General features: G+C 65.5%; 24 protein-coding genes and 1 tRNA gene. 16 read left to right on the top strand and 9 right to left on the bottom strand.

The features are described from left to right. Positions 1–21 precede the first annotated feature (21 nt). Entirely contained in the window at positions 22–912 is an 891-nt protein-coding gene (locus tag GV068_RS14985) for a TraB/GumN family protein (RefSeq protein ID WP_159699251.1), read from the top strand. Between the two features lie 25 nt (positions 913–937). On the opposite strand, the gene GV068_RS14980 is transcribed toward GV068_RS14985, so the two are convergent. Together GV068_RS14980 and argB are read right to left on the bottom strand one after the other, a co-directional pair. Next, positions 938–1,012: transfer RNA gene (locus tag GV068_RS14980), tRNA-Thr, on the bottom strand. Between the two features lie 39 nt (positions 1,013–1,051). Further along, entirely contained in the window at positions 1,052–1,981 is a 930-nt protein-coding gene (gene argB, locus GV068_RS14975; protein WP_159699248.1) for an acetylglutamate kinase, read from the bottom strand. A 139-nt stretch (positions 1,982–2,120) separates the two neighbouring features. On the opposite strand from argB, the gene GV068_RS14970 reads away from it, so the two are divergent. Then, entirely contained in the window at positions 2,121–2,324 is a 204-nt protein-coding gene (locus tag GV068_RS14970) for a cysteine-rich CWC family protein (protein ID WP_159699245.1), read from the top strand. Between the two features lie 32 nt (positions 2,325–2,356). Here GV068_RS14970 and GV068_RS14965 read toward each other — a convergent pair whose 3' ends face one another. Together GV068_RS14965 and GV068_RS14960 are read right to left on the bottom strand one after the other, a co-directional pair. Next, a complete protein-coding gene (locus tag GV068_RS14965; protein WP_159699242.1) occupies positions 2,357–3,403 on the bottom strand; it encodes a PHB depolymerase family esterase in 1,047 nt (348 codons plus the stop codon). A 22-nt stretch (positions 3,404–3,425) separates the two neighbouring features. Next, positions 3,426–3,857 carry a CopG family transcriptional regulator gene (locus tag GV068_RS14960; RefSeq protein WP_159699239.1) on the bottom strand — a complete coding sequence of 144 codons (432 nt, stop codon included), beginning with the start codon at positions 3,855–3,857 and terminating at the stop codon, positions 3,426–3,428. 126 nt (positions 3,858–3,983) lie between these two features. On the opposite strand from GV068_RS14960, the gene GV068_RS14955 reads away from it, so the two are divergent. The 5 genes from GV068_RS14955 (at position 3,984) to GV068_RS14935 (ending at position 8,128) form a co-directional block, all read left to right on the top strand. Then, positions 3,984–4,460, top strand: a complete 477-nt coding sequence (locus GV068_RS14955; RefSeq protein WP_159699236.1) for a thioesterase family protein — start codon at positions 3,984–3,986, stop codon at positions 4,458–4,460. Between the two features lie 58 nt (positions 4,461–4,518). Beyond that, the gene (locus GV068_RS14950) at positions 4,519–5,985 is read left to right on the top strand and encodes a UbiA family prenyltransferase (protein WP_159699233.1); all 1,467 of its coding nucleotides are present in this window, start codon (positions 4,519–4,521) and stop codon (positions 5,983–5,985) included. Then, positions 5,982–6,176, top strand: coding sequence for a DUF1289 domain-containing protein (locus tag GV068_RS14945; RefSeq protein WP_159699230.1), 195 nt, complete (start codon positions 5,982–5,984; stop codon positions 6,174–6,176). The genes GV068_RS14950 and GV068_RS14945 overlap by 4 nt, the downstream gene beginning before the upstream one ends. A gap of 25 nt (positions 6,177–6,201) precedes the next feature. After that, complete coding sequence (locus GV068_RS14940) at positions 6,202–7,089, top strand: MBL fold metallo-hydrolase (RefSeq protein ID WP_159705064.1); 888 nt, start codon at positions 6,202–6,204, stop codon at positions 7,087–7,089. A gap of 82 nt (positions 7,090–7,171) precedes the next feature. Beyond that, a complete protein-coding gene (locus tag GV068_RS14935; protein WP_159699227.1) occupies positions 7,172–8,128 on the top strand; it encodes a nitronate monooxygenase family protein in 957 nt (318 codons plus the stop codon). A gap of 6 nt (positions 8,129–8,134) precedes the next feature. Here the strand turns inward: GV068_RS14935 and GV068_RS14930 are convergent, their stop codons facing one another. Next, positions 8,135–8,761: a hypoxanthine-guanine phosphoribosyltransferase gene (locus GV068_RS14930; protein WP_159699224.1), complete on the bottom strand. Its 627-nt coding sequence runs from the start codon at positions 8,759–8,761 to the stop codon at positions 8,135–8,137. An 88-nt stretch (positions 8,762–8,849) separates the two neighbouring features. Continuing rightward, complete coding sequence (locus tag GV068_RS14925; protein WP_159699221.1) at positions 8,850–9,197, bottom strand: MmcQ/YjbR family DNA-binding protein; 348 nt, start codon at positions 9,195–9,197, stop codon at positions 8,850–8,852. A gap of 145 nt (positions 9,198–9,342) precedes the next feature. On the opposite strand from GV068_RS14925, the gene GV068_RS14920 reads away from it, so the two are divergent. The 7 genes from GV068_RS14920 to GV068_RS14890 all read left to right on the top strand — a co-directional run bounded on the left by GV068_RS14920 (position 9,343) and on the right by GV068_RS14890 (position 14,588). After that, positions 9,343–11,160, top strand: coding sequence for an aminopeptidase P family protein (locus tag GV068_RS14920; protein ID WP_159699217.1), 1,818 nt, complete (start codon positions 9,343–9,345; stop codon positions 11,158–11,160). After that, positions 11,160–11,426 (top strand): hypothetical protein, encoded by a 267-nt coding sequence (locus GV068_RS14915; RefSeq protein ID WP_159699215.1) that lies wholly within the window; start codon positions 11,160–11,162, stop codon positions 11,424–11,426. Before GV068_RS14920 ends, GV068_RS14915 begins: the two co-directional genes overlap by 1 nt. A gap of 9 nt (positions 11,427–11,435) precedes the next feature. Then, positions 11,436–12,188, top strand: coding sequence for an MgtC/SapB family protein (locus tag GV068_RS14910; RefSeq protein ID WP_159699212.1), 753 nt, complete (start codon positions 11,436–11,438; stop codon positions 12,186–12,188). Positions 12,189–12,237: 49 nt separating this feature from the next. Further along, complete coding sequence (locus GV068_RS14905) at positions 12,238–12,816, top strand: DUF924 family protein (RefSeq protein WP_159699209.1); 579 nt, start codon at positions 12,238–12,240, stop codon at positions 12,814–12,816. 1 nt (position 12,817) lies between these two features. Continuing rightward, positions 12,818–13,648 carry a Rossmann-like and DUF2520 domain-containing protein gene (locus tag GV068_RS14900; RefSeq protein WP_159699206.1) on the top strand — a complete coding sequence of 277 codons (831 nt, stop codon included), beginning with the start codon at positions 12,818–12,820 and terminating at the stop codon, positions 13,646–13,648. Positions 13,649–13,711: 63 nt separating this feature from the next. Continuing rightward, positions 13,712–14,089: an MAPEG family protein gene (locus GV068_RS14895; protein WP_159699203.1), complete on the top strand. Its 378-nt coding sequence runs from the start codon at positions 13,712–13,714 to the stop codon at positions 14,087–14,089. A gap of 136 nt (positions 14,090–14,225) precedes the next feature. Beyond that, a complete protein-coding gene (locus tag GV068_RS14890) occupies positions 14,226–14,588 on the top strand; it encodes a hypothetical protein (protein WP_159699200.1) in 363 nt (120 codons plus the stop codon). A gap of 101 nt (positions 14,589–14,689) precedes the next feature. On the opposite strand, the gene GV068_RS14885 is transcribed toward GV068_RS14890, so the two are convergent. Next, positions 14,690–15,268 (bottom strand): molybdopterin-dependent oxidoreductase, encoded by a 579-nt coding sequence (locus GV068_RS14885; protein WP_159699197.1) that lies wholly within the window; start codon positions 15,266–15,268, stop codon positions 14,690–14,692. 53 nt (positions 15,269–15,321) lie between these two features. Here GV068_RS14885 and GV068_RS14880 point away from each other — a divergent pair, with 53 nt between their 5' ends. Further along, on the top strand, positions 15,322–15,918 hold the full coding sequence (locus GV068_RS14880; RefSeq protein ID WP_159699194.1) for an alpha-ketoglutarate-dependent dioxygenase AlkB: 597 nt from the start codon (positions 15,322–15,324) through the stop codon (positions 15,916–15,918). A gap of 175 nt (positions 15,919–16,093) precedes the next feature. Next, entirely contained in the window at positions 16,094–16,663 is a 570-nt protein-coding gene (locus tag GV068_RS14875) for a porin family protein (RefSeq protein ID WP_159699191.1), read from the top strand. A gap of 49 nt (positions 16,664–16,712) precedes the next feature. Here the strand turns inward: GV068_RS14875 and GV068_RS14870 are convergent, their stop codons facing one another. Both GV068_RS14870 and ettA read right to left on the bottom strand, forming a co-directional pair. After that, on the bottom strand, positions 16,713–17,246 hold the full coding sequence (locus GV068_RS14870) for a transposase (RefSeq protein ID WP_159699188.1): 534 nt from the start codon (positions 17,244–17,246) through the stop codon (positions 16,713–16,715). Positions 17,247–17,404: 158 nt separating this feature from the next. After that, entirely contained in the window at positions 17,405–19,072 is a 1,668-nt protein-coding gene (gene ettA / locus GV068_RS14865; protein ID WP_159699185.1) for an energy-dependent translational throttle protein EttA, read from the bottom strand. Positions 19,073–19,109: the final 37 nt, after the last annotated feature.

The following is a 19,109-nucleotide window of genomic DNA, read 5'->3' as shown; positions in this document are numbered from 1 at the left end:
TCGGATTACAACGGAGGGTGAATGCGACGTCCGATTATAGTGGTGTTCCTCAGCTTGTTCCTGCTGGCCTTCCAGGCGCTGGCGGCGGAACGCGGCGCCCTCTTCAAGCTCAGCGGTAGCGGGCACTCACTTTACCTTTACGGCACCATCCACGCCGGCCGTCCAGATTTCTATCCGCTCGAGCCGCGCATCCGCCAAGCCCTGGCGCAGGCGCCCACGCTGGCGCTCGAAGTCGACACCGCGCGCGACCCAGCGGCGATGACGGCGGCCCTGCAGCAGCACGGCATGTATCCGGCCGGACGTCCCGGCCTGGCGAGCCTGGCGCCCGAGCGCCGCCAGCGCATCGAGGCCGGCCTCAAGAAGCAGGGCCTCGACCCGGCCGCGGTGGGCCAGCTGAAGCCCTGGATGATCGTGATGACCCTGGCCGTGATCGACGCCGCCAAGATGGGCTACGACCCGCGCCTCGGCGTCGACAGCCACCTGGCGGAGCAGGCGCGCGCCGGCGGCAAGACCCGCATCGCCGAACTCGAATCGATCGGCTACCAGGCCGCGCTGCTCAATCGCCTCAAGGACGAGGAGCAGTGGGCGCTGCTGGAAGAAACGCTGCAGAACATGGCGTCGGGCCGCCAGCTGCACGAAGCGCGCGAACTGTTCGAAGCCTACGAAAAGGCCGACCAGGCGGCGCTGGAACGCATCGCGCAGCGCCTGGAAGAAGACGACAGCTTGAGCGGCAGGTTCACGCGCGAACTCCTGATGGACGAACGCAACGGACCGATGGCCGACAAGATCGTGTCGCTGCTGGCGCGCGAAAACAATGCGGTGGTGGCGGTGGGATTACTGCACCTGGTCGGCAAACGCGGCGTGCCGGAGCTGCTGCGCAAGCGCGGCATCAAGGTGGAGCGGATCTACTAAGGGGAGGGGTACTGCGGGAAGAGAATGGTGCCCTTGACGTGGATTGAACACGTGGCCTCTCCCTTACCAAGGGAGTGCTCTACCACTGAGCTACAAGGGCATCTTGTGTTTAATGTGGCGGAAGGTCCGCCACAAAAAATCAGTGAGACCGGATCATAGTGCCAAACGCCTGTTCGGTCAAGACTTCCAGCAACAAACTGTGTTCGATACGCCCATCGATGATGTGGACGGTATTGACGCCCGACTTCGCCGCATCGAGTGCCGACGAAATTTTCGGCAGCATGCCGCCCGAAATCGTGCCGTCTTCGAACATCTCGTCGATCTCGCGCGCCGACAGGTCGGTGACCAGCTTGCCGTTCTTGTCCTGCACGCCGGCGATGTTGGTCATCATGATCAGCTTTTCGGCTTTCAGGATCTCGGCGATCTTGCCGGCGACGACGTCGGCATTGATGTTGTAGGCCTGGCCATCCTGGCCGAAGCCGATCGGCGAGATGATCGGGATGAAGGCGTCGTCCTGCAGCGCCTTGACGACGGCCGGGTTGATCGCTTCGATCTCGCCAACGAAACCGATGTCGAGGAATTCGCCCGGCTTGTCCTTGTCCGGCATGGACATGCGGCGCGCGCGGATCAGGCCACCGTCCTTGCCGGTCAGGCCCACTGCCTGGCCGCCGTAGTGGTTGATCAGCATGACGATGTCCTGCTGGACTTCGCCGCCCAGCACCCACTCGACCACTTCCATGGTCTCTTCGTCGGTGATGCGCATGCCTTGCACGAAGGTGCCCTGCTTGCCGATCTTCTTCAGCGCGTTGTCGATCTGCGGACCGCCGCCGTGCACCACGACCGGGTTCATGCCCACCAGCTTGAGCAGGATGACGTCGCGTGCGAAGCCGTGCTTCAGGCGCTCGTCGGTCATGGCATTGCCGCCGTACTTGATGACGATGGTCTTGCCGTGGAAGTTACGGATGTAGGGAAGCGCCTCGGCCAGGATCTGTGCCTTGATCTGCGGCGATACCTTGGTCAGATCGTTGGGCTGGTCGTCGGAGTTCAGGCTGCTCAAGCTTGCGTTCATGGAAGGTCCAAAATAAATGTCGCGAGATTTTAAGGCAACAGGGTAGTACTTGTGCTGATTATATGGCGTCTTGTTGTATTTTATAGGCTGTATCGCCACCGTACCGAACCATGAGCATCTTTCCACAGGGGAGCACCCCGTGAGTACCTGCACCCGCTGCGGCGCCGAATTCGGCTGCGCCATGGCGGATAACAGTCCCGAGCCCTGCTGGTGCACGGCGCTGCCGCCCGCCGTTCCGGTACCGCAGGAAGCCCTTGGCTGCTGGTGCCCGGCCTGCCTGCGCGCCCATATCGAGGCTGAACTATTGCGGCAAGATCAGCCGACGCGACAGCTGAACCGCTAACGATCACCGCGTGGGCGGGAGACCCGCCCACCTTACCGCTGGGTGCGGAAGAAGCGCATCATTTCCCGGCTCGCGTCCGGGCCCTTGCCATCGGTATAACTGCCGCGCGCGTTGCCGCCCGACCAGGCATGGCCGGCGCCGTGGATCAGCCAGTGTTCCGCATGGACGCTGCCGTCGTCGTGCTGGTGCAGCGTGCGCGTGTAGGCGTGGCCGTCGGGCACCTGGCCCGGTTCGGCGGTGCGGCGCGCGCTGCGCGTGCGGCCGTGCGCCACCAGCGCGTCGCCATTGGCCGGATGCACCGTGGTGTCGCGGTCGCCGTGGAACACGATGATCGGCAGCTGGCGTCCCGGCGCCTGGCTGCGCCGGAAGTCGCCTTTCATTGCCGCCAGCGCCGAGGGCAGGTCGCTGGCCGCGGCGAAGGGCAGGCCGGAATGCACGCCGACGGCGGCGTACAGGTCCGGATACAGGGTGCCCATGATGGTAGCCATCGCGCCGCCGGCCGACAGCCCGGCAACGAAGACCTGGCGCGGATCGACCGGGTGGCGCGCCATCACGTCGCGCGTGATGCCGGCGATGATCGAGGGTTCGCCGCGGTCGCGCTGCTGGTCCGTTTCGTTGAACCAGTTCCAGCAGCGCGAGGGATTGGCCGACTGCGACTGCGCCGGATAGACGACCAGGCAGCCCAGTTCTTCGGCCAGCGCGTTCATCTGGGTGCCATGGGCGAAGTCGTCGGGGTTCTGGGTGCAGCCGTGCAGCATCACCACCAGCGGCGCCGGCGCGTCCGTCAGGGTGCTGGGCACGTACAGTTTGTAGTCGCGGGTGCCGGCTTCGTTGGAATAGCTGCCGGCGCTGAAGCTGCCCGGCCAGGCATCGTTGGCCGGACTGTCGAATTGTCCGCGCAGCGACTCTATGCTGCGCTGCAGGTCGGCCAGCATGTCGGGGGCAGGCGTCGCGCGCTGGAAGGCGCTGGCCTGTTTCATTGCTTCTTGCACGATGGCCGCAGTGTCGAGCGGTCCCTTTTTCATCAGAGCGCGGGTGGCTTTGCGCATTTGCGCAAACAGGTGCGTGTTCAATTTCATGCCTTTCCTTCGGCCGCTGCGCTTACTGGATGCGCCCGGCAAGTGCCGCCTTCACCGCGCTGCTGGCATGCAGCGCGCCGAGGACGACGATGGATTCGATGGTGTCGCGCGCCAGTTCGGGCGTGACGTCGTCGGCGATGCTGGCCAGGCCGAGCACCTGGATCTGCAGGCGCTCGCCGGCGCTGTGCGCACGCTCCAGGTCGGCCCGCGTGTAATGGTGGATGCCGAGTACCAGGCTACGCCGCGCCACGGTCTGGCGCAGCACGTCGGCATGCGCCTGCAGCTGGTTGCGGATCGCCGTGCGGATCAGGTCCGATCGGTTGGCATAAAAGCCTTCGCTCACCAGGAGGTCGATCTGTCCGAGATCGATCGGCCCCAGGTTGATCGTGATTTTCTCGAGGTCCGCCGGCCGCGCCGCTTCTCTTGTCACCAGTTTCGCTATTTCTCGGGTCATGATGCCTTCCGCTTCCTTACGCCACGCTTGCACCATCCAGCTGGATGGTCTATGGAGTGTACGCCCATGAAGCTCAGGGTCAAGGAGGATTCACCCAAATGCGACGGGCTGCGTTAATCTGCCAACATGCGAGCAGAAATACAACTCGGCCATTCCTTCGAATGGCGCTATATCGTCCCGCCGCGGGCCACCGTGCCCGCGCTCTATCACGACACGCCCTTCTGCCTCGACATGCCGGACGTGCTGGCGACCGGCTACCTGGTCGGCATGATGGAACTGGCCTGCCTGCACGGCCTGATGCCCTTCATGGACTGGCCGCAGGAACAGAGCCTGGGAACCATGGTTCAGTTTCGCCACCTGGCGCCGACGCCGCCCGGCATGACCCTGACCATCCGCGGCAGCGTCTTGGCGGTGGACGGCCGCCGCGTGCGCTTCCAGGTGGAAGCCTGGGACGATGTGGAGAAAGTGTGCGAGGGCATACACGAACGCCAGCTGATCGATCCGGCGCGCTTCCGCGACAAGGTGGCGCGCAAGCTGGCGCAATGGCACGCCGGTGCATCCACTGACGCCGCACCGGTTGAGCCGGCCCGCGATGAGCGATAATGCGCGATGTGTTTGCATTTACATATCTTGAATCGCGATGAACCCGGCTGAAACTTCCATGCTGCATTCCCAACAGGCACAGCGCTCGACCGCCATCCCCCTTGTGGTCGACCTCGACGGCACCCTGACCCCGACCGATACCCTGGTCGAGTCGGTGCTGCTGCTGGCAAAGAGCGCTCCGCTCGACCTGCTCAAACTGCCGCTGTGGCTGCTGCGCGGGCGCGAAGCCATGAAGTCCGAGATCGCGCGCCGCGTCAGCATCGCGCCCGAGCAGCTGCCCTACCGCCAGGACCTGCTCGACTACCTGCGCAGCGAAAAGGCCGCCGGGCGCGAACTGGTGCTGGCCACGGCCGCGCACCGCTCGATCGCCGAGCCGGTGGCCGAGCACCTGGGCCTGTTCGACCGCGTGCTGGCCACCGACGCCACGCGCAACCTCAAGGGCAGCAACAAGCTCGCGGCCATCCGCGAAGAAGTGGGACCGGAGTTCGCTTACGCCGGCGACAGCGTGGCCGACCTGCCGGTGTGGGAAGGCGCGCAGGCCGCCGTGCTGGTGGGCGCCTCCGGCGCGGTGACGCGCGCGGTGCGCGCCAAGCACGCCGTCGAAAAGGAATTCCCGAAGCCGGCAGCCAGCCTGGGCACCTGGCGCAAGGCGCTGCGCATGCACCAGTGGGCCAAGAACGTGCTGCTGTTCGTGCCGCTGTTGACCTCCTTCACCTTCGTGCTGTCGGACCTGGCCACCATGCTGCTGGCCTTCCTCTGCTTTTCGACAGCAGCCTCGGCGACTTACATCGCGAATGACCTGTGGGACCTCGGCAACGACCGCATGCATCCGCGCAAGCGCCTGCGGCCCTTCGCCAGCGGTGCGCTGCCGATCACCTCGGGCGTGCTGGCTGCGCTCCTGCTGCTGGTGGGAGCGTTTGCGCTGGCGTTCACCATCAACAAGGGCTTCGTGGCCATGCTGCTGGCCTACGTGGTTTTGACGACCGCCTACAGCTGGTGGCTCAAGGAACGCGTGCTGCTCGACGTGCTGGTGCTGTCGATGCTGTACACGCTGCGCATCGTGACCGGTTCGGTGGCGGTGGGCATCCACACCACCTCGTGGCTGCTGGCTTTCTCGCTGTTCGTGTTCCTCAGCCTGGCCCTGGTGAAGCGCTGCTCCGAGCTGCAGCTGATGCAGCAGCGCGGCCAGGCCAGCGCGCACGGGCGCGACTACCACGTGGTCGACCTGGCCGTGCTGTGGCCGATGGGCCTGGCCTCGGCGCTGGCGGCAGTAGTGGTGCTGGGCCTGTTCATCAACGCGGCCGAAACCGAGGGGCAGTATGCCAGCCCGGTGCTGCTGTGGGGCCTGGCGGCCCTGATGATCTACTGGCTCGGCCGCCTGTGGATCAAGACCGCGCGCGGCGAGATGGACGACGATCCGGTGCTGTATGCGCTCAAGGACCGCGGCAGCCGCGTGGCCGTCGTGCTGATGGTGGTCATTGCCATCTGCGCCCACTACATCGACGTGAAGGCGCTGCTGGCATGAACCCGGAACTGCAAAGCCCCGTGCCTTCGCCCTGCATCAACCTGTGCCAGATGGACCCCGTGTCCGGCCTGTGCAAGGGCTGCCTGCGCACCATCGACGAAATCGTCGCCTGGGGCAGCGCCGGCGACGACTACAAGCGCCGCGTGTGGACCGAGATCCGGCGCCGCGAAGCCGAGATCGACTGGGGTTGAGGTGAGCGCGCGCCTGCCGCCGTCGATGCACGTCTTCGAGCGCGGCTGGCTCTCGTCCAACAACATCCTGTTCACGGGCCGCGAAGGCACGGCCCTGGTGGACAGCGGCTATGTCACGCACGCACCGCAGACGCTGGCGCTGCTGCGCCACGCTCTGAACGGCCGTCCGCTGGAACGCCTGCTCAACACCCACCTGCACTCCGACCACTGCGGCGGCAATGCGCTGCTGCAGGCGACCTATGCCTGCCATACCGCGATCCCGGCGCTGGAAGCGGCCAAGGTGGCGGCCTGGGATGAGGATGCCCTCAGCTACCGCGCCACCGGGCAGCAGTGCGCGCGCTTCGGTTTCGATGCCGTCTTGATGCCGGGCGATGTGCTGCAGCTGGGCGAGCAGCGCTGGAGCGTGATGGCGGCGCCCGGCCACGATCCGCACGCGCTGCTGTTCTTCTGCGAGGCGGAGGGCATCCTGATTTCCGGCGACGCGCTGTGGGAGAACGGCTTCGGCGTGATCTTCCCGGAACTCGCCGGTGAGCCGGGCTTCGCGGAAGTGGGGGCGACACTGGAGCTGATCGGCACGCTGGATGCACGCGTGGTCATCCCTGGCCACGGCGCGGTGTTCAGCGACGTGTCAGGGGCGTTAGGGCGGGCGAGGGCGCGCCTCGACTACCTGAGCGCCGACCCGGTGAGGAATGCGCAGAACGCGGTCAAGGTGCTGCTCAAGTTCCTGCTGCTGGAGCGGCGCGCACTGAAGTTGGAAGCGCTGCCCGGGCTGCTGGGATCGATCCCGTTGGTGGAGCGGGTCAGGAGCGGGCTCCTGCCCATGAGCGCGGACGCGCTGGCACAATGGGCCACTGCCGCGCTGGTGAAAGCCGGGGCTGCGCGCATCGAAGAAAACATGCTGGTCGACGTTTAGAGTCAAGAATCTAGCACGATCGTTCTTTTTTCACGGCATAATGCCCGGAACTGTCCCATCAACCGACAACCGAGAGCCTTCCATGACGCTGCCACCCGTGTTGCAAGACCTGTCCCTTCCCGTCATCGCCTCGCCGATGTTCATCGCCAGCGGTCCCGCGCTGGTGGCGGCCCAGTGCAAGGCCGGCATCGTCGGTTCCTTCCCCGCCCTGAACGCGCGCCCGGCCGAGCTGCTCGATACCTGGCTGACCGACCTGCAGCGCGAACTGGCGGAGTATGCGGCCGCACATCCCGGCGCGAAGGTGGGCCCGATCGCGGTGAACCAGATCGTGCACGCGTCGAACGACCGCCTGGCGCACGACGTCGAGGTCTGCGTGAAGCACCAGGTGCCGATCATCATCTCCTCGCTGCGCGCGCCGCCGAAGGAGATGCTGGACGCGGTGCACGCCTACGGCGGCATCGTGATGCACGACGTGGTCTCGATCCGGCATGCGGAAAAGGCGCTGGAGGCGGGCGTGGATGGCCTGATCCTGGTCGCGGCGGGCGCCGGCGGCCATGCGGGCGCGCTGTCGCCGTTTGCGCTGGTGGGCGAGGTGCGCAAGTTCTTCAAGGGACCGATCGCGCTGTCCGGCTCGATCGCGACGGGCGACGCGATCCTCGCGGCCCAGGCCATGGGCGCCGACTTCGCCTACATCGGCTCGCGCTGGCTGGCGACCAAGGAATCGAACGTGTCCGACGCCTACCGCGATGCGATCGTGGAGTCGAACGCGGCCGACGTGGTGTACACCAACCTGTTCACCGGGGTGCACGGCAACTACCTGAAGAAGTCGATCGTGGCGGCCGGCCTGGATCCGGACAACCTGCCGGAATCGGACAAGAGCAAGATGAGCTTCGGCTCCGGCAGCGCCAAGGCCTGGCGCGACATCTGGGGCGCCGGCCAGGGCGTGGGCTTGATGAACGACGTGCCGAGCGTGGCCGAGATGGTCGAACGCCTCAAGGCCGAATACGCCGCGGCGCGTGAGCGCCTGGCGATTCGTTAAGCGCGTTTAATCGAGGCGCTTCGCGTCCGGGACCGGGAATTCCGGCTCCGGCTCCGCCGCGCTGAGGTCATCCTGGTTGATCGACCACAGCCCCGGCAGGTTGCGCCAGTAGTTGTACACGTCCATGCCGAAGCCGACCACGAATTCGTTCGGCAGCGTGAGGCCCACCAGGTCGGCCTTGATCGGCTTGGCGCGCTTGAGGTCCTTGTCGGCGAAGACCGCGACGATGACTTCGGCCGCGCCCATGTCGAGCAGGCGCTGCTTGACGTGGGCGAGGGTCTCGCCTTCGTCGAGGATGTCGTCCACCACCACGATGGTGCGGCCGGCCACGTCCTGGCGCGGGATCACCTTCCACACGATCTGGCCGCCGCGGTCGGCGTCGCCGTAGCGGCTGACGTGGATGTAGTCGAATTCGAGCGGGAAGTTCAGCTGCGGCAGCAGGTGGCCGGTGAACACCACGGCGCCGCCCATCACGCCCAGCACCAGCGGGAAGGCCTTGTTGTCGGGAGCGCCGAAACGCGCGTTCAGTTCGTCGGCGACGTGCTTCACCGCGGCCTGCACTTCTTCCGGGGTGACGATCTGGGTGGCGTTGGCGAGCAGCGCGCGGGCGCGGTCATGGTGGTAGTCTTGCATGTCGTTCTGTCTTCTGGTCTAAAGATGGCGGTCTGCTTATTTGCCCGATTATGCGCCAATCGGGTTGGCAAGAGCGTTCCTGTTGGGGTCAAGCGGTGATTTCGCGTTGCAGCTTGCGGGTGAGCCTGGCGAACACGAGTTCATAGGAGCGGCGCAGCAGCCCGGCCAGTTCGGCATCGTCGAGCTGCGCCTCAGGCATGACCTTCACCCACTTGGCGCGCGCCAGGTAGGGCGCCGGAATGATGCCCGGCCGGTCGGTCAGCTCGAGGAAGCGCTCGTCGTCGACCTTGAAACTGAAACCCTGCGCAGGCACGTCCTTGTTGGTGGCCGCGAACATCTTGGCGCCGACCGAAAATACCGTGTCGTTCTCCCACTTGGTGTCCTCGGTACAGCCGGGAAGGCTGCGGCATACGTCCTTGGCGGCTTCGAAATCCATGTCTGTCTCCTGTGCCGGCTGCTGCCGGTCGATTCGTCTGCGCGTCATTGTAGCGGATGATGTCATTGCGCAATAAGCAGACGCGCCACGCCGCGGCATTGCGGCGTATCATACGTGGCTTGGATAACAACTGATCGACCGAGCCATGTCCACCCCCGAATTCGAACAAGCCCGTGCGGGCAAGCTCGCCCAACTGCGCAGCGCGATGGCGCGCGCCGGCATCGACGCTTACGTCCTGCCGTCGAGCGATCCGCACTTGTCGGAATACCTGCCCGGCCACTGGAAGGGCAGGGAGTGGCTGTCCGGCTTTACCGGTTCGGTCGGCACCTTCATCGCTACCCGCGACTTCGCCGGCGTCTGGACCGACGGCCGCTACTGGACCCAGGCCGAGACCGAGCTGGCCGGCAGCGCAATCAGCTTGATGAAGATCCCCGGCGCGGCAAGCCAGATGCACGTGGACTGGCTGGCGGCGAATCTCTCGGCAGGGCAGACCGTGGCGGTGGACGCGCGCGTACTGGGCCTGGCCGGCGCACGCCTGCTGTCGGACGCTTTGAAAGCGAAGAACATCCGGCTGCGCACCGATGTCGATCTGCTCGACGAAGTCTGGCAGGACCGTCCCGCGCTCCCTGGCGACGCCGTGTTCGAGCACCTGCCGCCGTATGCGACCGTCAGCCGCGCCGACAAGCTGGCCGCCACCCGCGCCGCGATGGAGCAGCATGGCGCCGGTTTCCACTTCATCTCGACGCTGGACGACATCGCCTACCTGTTCAACCTGCGCGGCGCCGACGTCAGCTTCAATCCGGTGTTCCTGGCGCATGCGCTGATCGGCCGCGCCGATGCGACCCTGTTCGTCGGCGAAGGCAAGGTGCCCGCTGACGTACGCGCGCGCCTGGAGTCGGATGGCGTGCACCTGGCGCCGTATGCGAACGCTGCCACCGCGCTGGCGGCGCTGCCCGATGGCGCGGTGCTGCTGCTGGATCCGCGCCGCGTCACTGCCGGCATGCGCGCCGCGGTCGCCCAGGGTGTCAACGTCGTGGAAGCGATCAACCCGACCACCTTCGCCAAGTCGCGCAAGCTCGATAGCGAAGCGGTCAACGTGCGCGCCGCGATGGAGCAGGATGGCGCGGCGCTGTGCGAGTTCTTCTCCTGGCTGGAGACGGAGCTGGGCAACGCGGCCCGCGCGCCGCTCGATGAAGTCGCGATCGACACCCACATCACCGCAGCGCGTGCGCGCCGTCCGAACTTCATCAGCCCGAGCTTCTCCACCATTGCAGGGTTCAACAGCAATGGCGCGATCATGCACTACCGCGCCGCGCAGGAAAGCTGCGCGGTCATCGAGGGCGATGGCCTGCTCTTGATCGACTCCGGCGGCCAGTACCTGGGCGGCACCACCGACATCACGCGCGTGATCCCGGTCGGCGCCCCATCGGATGCGCAGAAGCGCGACTACACCCTGGTGCTCAAGGGCCTGATCAACCTGTCCTCGACCCGCTTCCCGCGCGGCACCCGCGCGCCGCTGCTCGACGCCATCGCGCGCGCGCCGATCTGGGCCGCGGGCATCGACTACGGCCATGGCACCGGCCACGGCGTCGGCTACTTCCTGAACGTGCACGAAGGTCCGCAGACGATTTCTCCCGCGGTGCCGCCGGACCCGCACACCGCGATGGAGCCGGGCATGATCACCTCGATCGAGCCGGGCATCTACCGCCCGGGACGCTGGGGCATCCGCATCGAGAACCTGGTGCTGAACCAGGTGGTCGACACCACCGAGTTCGGCGAGTTTCTGGCCTTCGAGACGCTGACCCTGTGCCCGATCGACACCCGCCCTTTGGTGCGCGCGCTGCTGCGCGAGGACGAGATCGCGTGGCTGAACGCCTACCACGCGATGGTGCGCACGCGTCTCGCGCCGCACGTCGATGGTGCGGCGCGCGACTGGCTGATGCAGCGCACGGAGGCGATCTGATGGCGAGCTCACGATCCACCCGCGCCAGCGCCGCCGTCGAGCGCCTCAAGAGGCGCACCGGGAACAGCGCGTATTCGATGGCGCGCACCGGCGACGGCCTGTTCTTCCTGTCGGAAGCGCCGGGCGCGCCCGCGCTCAATGCGCCGCTCGAGCTGGACGACTTCGTCGCTTTCGTGAACGGCCTCGGTCCGCAGGAGGTCAAGCGCATCAGCAAGCATGACGAGGCATTCGAAAAGCAGCTGGTGCGCAAGAAGCCGGGAGCGTAACGGACCACCATGCCTGTCGCCCCTCCCAACCACCTGTTTGCCGCCTACTGGTCCGAAGCCAGCATCTACACCAACGGCCTGATCCTGCTGCACCTGGCCGGCGCACTCGCGCTCGGCCTGCTGGTCGGCTACGAACGTGCCTACCATGGCCGCGCGGCCGGCATGCGCACCTATGGCCTGGTGTGCATGGCCTCGGCCGCGCTGACCATCCTGGCCGGCTATCCCGACTTCTGGTACGGCGGCCACGGCGGCGTGCTGGCGCCGGTCGACCCGACCCGCATCATCCAGGGCGTGGTGACCGGCATCGGCTTCCTCGGCGCCGGCGTCATCATGCGCGATGGCTTCAACATCAGCGGCCTGACCACGGCGGCCTCGATCTGGGCCTCGTCCGCGATCGGCATCCTGGTCGGTGTCGGCTTCTACCTGGCGGCGATGGGCCTGGCCTTCTTCTCGGGCATGATCATGATCTACCTGAACCGCTTGGAAACCATCCTGCCCTCGCGCCACGCAGTGGCGGTGCGCATGCGCTTCAAGCCGCAGGTGTTCCCGCGTGAGGACGTGCTGCGCACGGCGGCGCTGGAGCGCGGCTACGAGATCGCCGGCAGCTCGCTGACGATCAGCAGCGACGAAGGCCGCCAGGAATGGCGCTTCGTGGCCCTCGCCCTGTCGCGCAAAAGCGGGGCCTCGCTGTCCGAGCTGGCCGACGAGCTGGCCGCCTTCGAGGGACTGGAAGCCTTCCAGCTCTCGCACGCCCGCAATTAAGTAAGAAACAATAACAATAAAGCTCGTTATTCATTACTAGGGTTCATCAATGCAAGCACAAGACGTTCTCGATTTCTGGTTCCTGCCGGCAGGTAGCGAGGGCCATGGCAAGCAGCGCATCGAGTGGTTCCGCAAGGACGAAGCTTTCGATGCCGCGCTGCGCGAGCGCTTTGGCGCCCTGATCGCCCAGGCGCTCGCGGGCGGCCTGCGCGAGTGGGACGAGGAGGGCCCGCGCGGCACGCTGGCGCGTATCCTCGTGCTCGACCAGTTCACCCGCAACGCCTTCCGCGGCAAGCCGGAATCCTTCGCCGGCGACACCCTGGCGCTGGCCAATGCGCGCCAGCTGGTGGACTCCGGCGAGCACCTGGCCCTGCTGCCGGTCGAGCGCCAGTTCGTCTACATGCCCTTCGAGCACGCGGAAGACGCGCGCCTGCAGGAGCAGTGCGTGAGCCTGTTCACCGACCTGGCGGCCGCGCATGAAGGCTTCGGCGAAGCGCTCGACTATGCGCACCGCCACCGCGGCGTGATCGCGCGCTTCGGCCGCTTCCCGCACCGTAACGCCATCCTGGGCCGCGCCTCGACCCCGGAAGAGCTGGCCTTCCTCGAGCTGCCCGGCTCCAGCTTCTGACGTGAGCTTGACGCTGAACCTGGTCGGCGCCGGCCACGTGGGCCGCGCGCTCGGTCGCCTGTTCGCCGCGAGCGGCGCCTTCACCCTGCAGGACGTGCTGACCCGCAGCCCGGCCAGCGCGCAAGAGGCGATCGGCTTCATCGGCGCCGGCACCGCCTGCGATACGCTGGCGCAGATGCGTCCCGCGCGGGTGTGGATGCTGGCGGTGGGCGACGATGCCATCGGGCCCGCCTGTGCGGCGCTGGCCCAAAGTGGACACGTGAACGGCGCGGTGGTGTTCCACTGCAGCGGCGCCAAGGCATCCGGCGAACTGCAGCCGGCGCGCGATGCCGGCGCTTTCGTGGCGAGCGTGCACCCGGTGCGCAGCTTCGCCGATCCGCAAGCGGTGGCCGCGCATTTCGCCGGCACCTTTTGCGGCATCGAGGGCGATGATCAAGCGCTGGCGCTGCTGGAACCGGCTTTCGAGGCGATCGGCGCGCGTCTGGTGCGCATCGACCCGGCCGCGAAGACGGTCTACCATGCGGCCGCCGTGTTCGCGTCGAACTACCTGGTGACGGTGCTGGATGCCGCGCTGCGCGCCTACGAGGCGGCCGGCGTGCCGCCGGAGGTGGCGCGCGAGCTGGCCAGGCCGCTTGCCACCGAAGCCCTGGCCAACGTGTTCCGTCTCGGCCCCGAAGCGGCGCTCAGCGGACCTGTCGCGCGCGGCGACTTCGCTACCGTGGCGCGCCAGCAGGAAGCCGTTACGCGCTGGGATCCGGCCACCGGCCGGCTGTACGAAGCCCTGGTGCCGCCGACCGCCGAGCTGGCGCGGCGCAAGCGCGGCGAAGCCTGAGTTTTCCCGCCTTATCCCTGCCTTATCCCGGCTTTATCCCCAATTTATTCACAGGATTACTCAATGTTCTTCACTGCCTGGGCCACCCTGGCCGCACTCGGGGTCTATTTCTGGACCGGCGTGAATGCCGGCCGCGCCCGCATCCGCCACGGCATTCCGGCTCCGCTCATGGACGGTCCCGAGGAATTTCAGCGCTGCCAGCGGGTGCAGGCCAATACGCTCGAGCAGCTGCCGCTGCTGCTGGTGCCCTTGTGGATGTGCGCCTGGTACCTGGGCGACGTCTGGGCGGCCGCCGGCGGCCTGTTGTGGTGCCTGGGCCGGATCGCTTATGCGCTTGGTTATTACCGCGACCCGGCGCGACGCGAAGTTGGCTTTATTACAGGAATGTTGGCTTGTGCGTTGTTAATTGGCGGCACTGTTTGGGGTTTATTGCTGCGCTAGACCCAAAAAAGTGCAGACAATGATCGACAAAGTTCCCAGAGGGCAATAAGCTAGGCTGCTGATCAATACAAACCGATCCGCCCGCCACGCATGCCAACCGAGCGCGTGCCGTTGTGCGGGTAACGAAGGAGAGAACATGCTGTTCCTGAAGAGCACCAGTGTCACCAAGGCCCCGGGCATTTACGAAATCGACGTCGCCGCCAAACCGCCTGGCAAGACCTTCGGTGTCTTCCTGGCCACCGATCCGGACAATCCGCCGCAGACCGTGCTGGCGGGCCTGGCTGAACTCGGCTTCAAGAATATCCACCAGCAGAGCTACATCCACAAGGACAAGGGCAAGGTGCTGGACCTGCACTTCCAGAAGGACGGCACAGACCTGTTCAACGGCTGGAAGGCCGAAGAATGCAAGGCCAACCTGGCCGCGATCGAGTCGCTGTTCGGCAACGTCGGCATCACCGTGACCCCGCGTGTAATGAGCCTGGCCGAAGCCTACGCCTGAAAGCGCCCGGCAATTCCCCCGATGGCTGCGTTGCATCGTCTCGCCGTACTAGCGTACTGTCTTCGACGCTGCGCCTTGCCCTCGGGGTTTTGCCAAGCGCTTTAGGCCTGTACCTCGATGTGGTACAGCGCCCAGGGGCAAGCCCCGAAGCGTTCCGCCACCGGCCGCGCCGCCATCTCCGGCACGCGGTCGGCGTCGTACACTGCCCATAAAGGCCCCAGCCCGCCGAGCGCCATCGGCTGGCCGTCCAGGTGCGTTGCCACGATGAAGCGCCAGGACCGCAGCTGGCCCATCGGCACCGCCGCCGCATAGCCATCCACCGCCCGCAGCAGCACTTTCGCTGTGTCCGCCGGCCGCGCGCCGGCCAGGGCCAGCACGTCCCCCAAGAGCGGCCCGCGCAGGCTGTGCGGCTTGCCATCGTATTCCAGCGTCGGGCGGATGCTCACGGCCGACAGGGCCGCGATCGCCGCGAAGTCCAGCGCACAGGCGCGCGTGAACGCCAGCTTCTGCTTGAACATCATCTGGTCGCGCACCGGATCGAGCGCGCCGCGGTTGCTGCGCCCGATAGCGCCGGTGATCGTGAGCAGGGCCGGGCCGCCCTTTGCCGCGGGCGCCGCGATGCCGGTCGCGGGGAGGGCGCCGGAGGCAAGTGCCGCGCCCAGGAAATGACGTTTGTCCATGCGAAAATGCCGTGGTGAGGGAAAGCCCTCATCATAGCCATGAAAATTGCTCAATGGACTTGTTTACCTCAGCTACCACGCTGACATCGATCCCGATCCGCGACGGCGAACTCGCCTTTCTCCCTCAACTGCGGCTGCCATGGCCGAACGAGGAGGTGCTGGCGCGCCTGATTGCGGAGACCGGCTGGCGCGAAGAAACCGTGCTCGTCTACGGCAAGCGCCACCTGCAGCCGCGCCTGAGCGCCTGGCACGGCGACAAGGCCTATCGCTATTCGGGCTTGCAGCTGGCGCCGCTGCCCTTCACGCCCTTGCTCGACACCATCCGCCGGGCGGCGGAAGCAGCGACGGGCCGGCGCTATAACAGCGTGCTCCTGAACTATTACCGGGACGGACGCGACAGCATGGGCATGCACAGCGACGACGAGCCGGAGCTGGGCCCCGAGCCGGCCATCGCCTCGGTCAGCTTCGGCGCCACCCGGCCCTTCATCCTGCGCCACAAAGTGACGAAAGAAACCCTAAGGCTGCCGCTGACTGATGGCAGCCTGCTGTTCATGGCAGGCCGGACGCAGGCCAACTGGATGCATGGGATCAACAAAACCGCGAAGCCGCTTGGAGGACGTGTCAATCTAACTTTCCGTAATATCGCGTAAAGATACGCGATTTTTCATGATCTTTTTGTAAATTATCTAACCACTGAGTCAGTTAAGTTACATCTGCTTACAGTTCTTACGGGTTTTGGGCCTTGAGTTAAGGAATGTGAATGCTATCTTGCCTACATCGCGATTCAACCGGAATCGCGAACCAGACAAGTAAAGGATTCGCGTAATGAAGAAGCTTCTCGTTGTACTGATCGCATCTGCCGCAGCCATGTCGGCCGCCCAGGCCCAGAGCACCAGCGCCCCGCGCGCCTACGTCGGCGCCGGCATCGCGAGTGCGGACCATGACTTCAAACAGTCCGGCGCCAGCAATGTCGATACCGACGGCTGGAAGGCTTCGGGCAAGATCTTCGGCGGCTACGACTTCAACCAGACCTGGGGTGTCGAAGCGGGCTATACGGACTTTGCCAAGTCGGATGTCAACTATTCGATCGGCGGTGTGAATCGACGCGGTGAGACCGACGGCCACGCCTTCTATGTCGCCGGCAAAGCTACCCTGCCGGTGAACGAGCAGTTCTCGGTCTACGGCAAGCTGGGCGCTACCCGTATCAAGAACGAGCTGGAAATCGTCAACGCCAGCATGAGCCGAAGCAAGACCGAAGCTTATGGCGCGGTCGGCGCGGAATACAAGCTGAACCAGAACGTGTCGCTCGTCGGCGAATACGAGCGTTATGGCAAGAGCAAGGACTTCGGCGCCAAGGCCGACGTGCTCACCATCGGCGCCAAGTACGCTTTCTAAGCGTCTCGCGTGATCAAAACAAAAAGGCCCTGCGGGGCCTTTTTGTTTTTCACAAGCGCGCGAATCCGTGCGGCTGCGGGCGGTGGACCCAGGGCGGTACGATCAGTTCCGGCGCCGGCGCCTGGTGGCCGGCACTGATGAAGCGATGCAGCGAGGACCACGGCCATTCGTGCGGATGGCTGCAGAAGCCATGCCGTACCGCGTCGGTGTGGGTGTAGTCGACCAGCGCGGCGTATTCCTGGTCGTCGCCGACCCGGTAGTGCTGGTAGTGGCGTTCCCAGATCGTGCTGTCGTTCGCATCCGGCATCGTGGATTTACGCAGCGCCTTGGAAAAGGCGATCTTGACCGCGCGCCAGCGGCTGGAACAGTCGTGGTCGCCCGGCGGCAGCGTCCAGATCGCATGTGCGTGGTCCGGCAGGACCGCCCAGGCATCGACGTGGAAGGGTTTGCGCACGCGCGCCAGGCGCATGGCTTCGCCGAAGGCGGAGATATGGTCTGTCAGCAGGGTGCTGCCCCGTTCGAGCAGGCGCACCGTGAAAAAGAAGGTCCCGCCCGGGACACGGTTGTTGCGGTAATCAATCATAAGCACTGTCAGCGCAGGCCGCAGAACGGCAGCGCACATCCCTGGCCTACAGGCCCAAACGCGACGATTCTACCCATGACTTTCTAAAACCCGCGTTCCGTTTCCGGGAATAAAAAAAAAGCCCCGCAATGCGGGGCTTTCCATTACGAAACAAGCACTTAGGTCGTGAGCGGCTTGTAGCGGATACGCTTGGGTTTCGCACCTTCTTCGCCGAGGCGTTTCTTCTTGTCGGCTTCGTATTCCTGGTAGTTACCGTCGAAGAAGGTCACCTGCGAATTACCTTCGAAGGCCAGGATGTGGGTCGCGATACGGTCCAGGAACCAGCGATCGTGCGAGATCACCATCACGCTGCCGGCGAACTCGAGCAGGGCGTCTTCCAGCGCGCGCAGGGTTTCCACGTCCAGGTCGTTCGACGGTTCGTCCAGCAGCAGGACGTTGCCGCCTTGCAGCAGGGTCTTGGCCAGGTGCAGGCGGCCGCGTTCACCGCCCGACAGGTTGCCGACCACCTTTTGCTGGTCCGAGCCTTTGAAGTTGAAGCGGCCGAGATAGGCGCGCGACGGCATTTCGAAGCGGCCCACGCTCAGCATGTCGGCGCCGCCGGAGACGTCGTCGAACACGGTCTTGTTGTTGGCCAGTTCGTCGCGGCTCTGGTCGACCAGCGAGACCTTGGCGGTCTTGCCGATCAGGACCTCGCCGCTGTCCGGCTGCTCTTTGCCCGCGATCATCTTGAACAGGGTCGACTTACCGGCGCCGTTCGGACCGATGATGCCGACGATCGCGCCCGGCGGCACGGTGAAGGACAGGTTGTCGATCAGCAGGCGGTCGCCGAAAGCCTTCGACACGTTCTTGAACTCGATGACTTCATTGCCCAGACGCTCGGCCACGGGGATGAAGATCTCCTGGGTCTCGTTGCGTTTCTGGTATTCGTACTCGCTCAGCTCGTTGAAGCGGGCCAGGCGGGCCTTCGACTTGGCCTGGCGTGCCTTCGGATTCTGGCGCGCCCACTCGAGTTCCTTGGCCAGCGCCTTCTGGCGTGCCGATTCGGTCGCTTCTTCCTGCTTCAGGCGCGCTTGCTTCTGGTCCAGCCACGAAGAGTAATTGCCCTTCCAGGGGATGCCCGAACCACGGTCCAGTTCCAGGATCCACTCGGCGGCGTTGTCGAGGAAGTAGCGGTCGTGGGTGATGCCCACCACGGTGCCCGGGAAGCGCAGCAGGAACTGCTCCAGCCACTCGACCGATTCGGCGTCCAGGTGGTTGGTCGGTTCGTCCAGCAGCAGCATGTCGGGCTTGGAGAGCAGCAGCTTGCACAGCGCCACGCGGCGCTTCTCACCGCCCGACAGCACGCTGATCTTCTGGTCCCACGGCGGCAGGCGCAGCGCGTCGGCGGCCATTTCCATCTGCAGGTTCAGGTTGCCGCCATCGGCCGCGGCGATGATCGATTCCAGGCGCTCCTGCTCCTTGGCGAGGGCGTCGAAGTCCGCGTCTTCTTCCGCATAGGCGGCGTACACGGCTTCCAGCTTGGCCTGGGCTTCGAAGGCTTCACCGAGGCCGGATTCCACTTCCTGGCGCACGGTCTTTTCCGGATCGAGCTGCGGTTCCTGCGGCAGGTAGCCGATGTTCAGGCCCGGCATCGGGCGTGCTTCGCCCTGGATGTCGGTGTCGATGCCGGCCATGATCTTCAGCAGGGTCGACTTGCCCGAGCCGTTCAGGCCCAGCACGCCAATCTTCGCGCCTGGGAAGAAGGACAGGGAAATATCTTTCAGGATCTGACGTTTTGGCGGGACGATTTTGCCCACGCGGTTCATGGTATAGACGTAATTGGCCATGCTTTAACTCTGGTGTTGTTTAAGGTGCACAGGATAC

This window comes from Massilia sp. 9I (assembly GCF_902506415.1).
Taxonomy (GTDB): domain Bacteria; phylum Pseudomonadota; class Gammaproteobacteria; order Burkholderiales; family Burkholderiaceae_D; genus Telluria.
The sequence above is the reverse complement of the archived record's forward strand: the minus strand, read 5'-3'. Positions and strand labels throughout refer to the sequence as shown.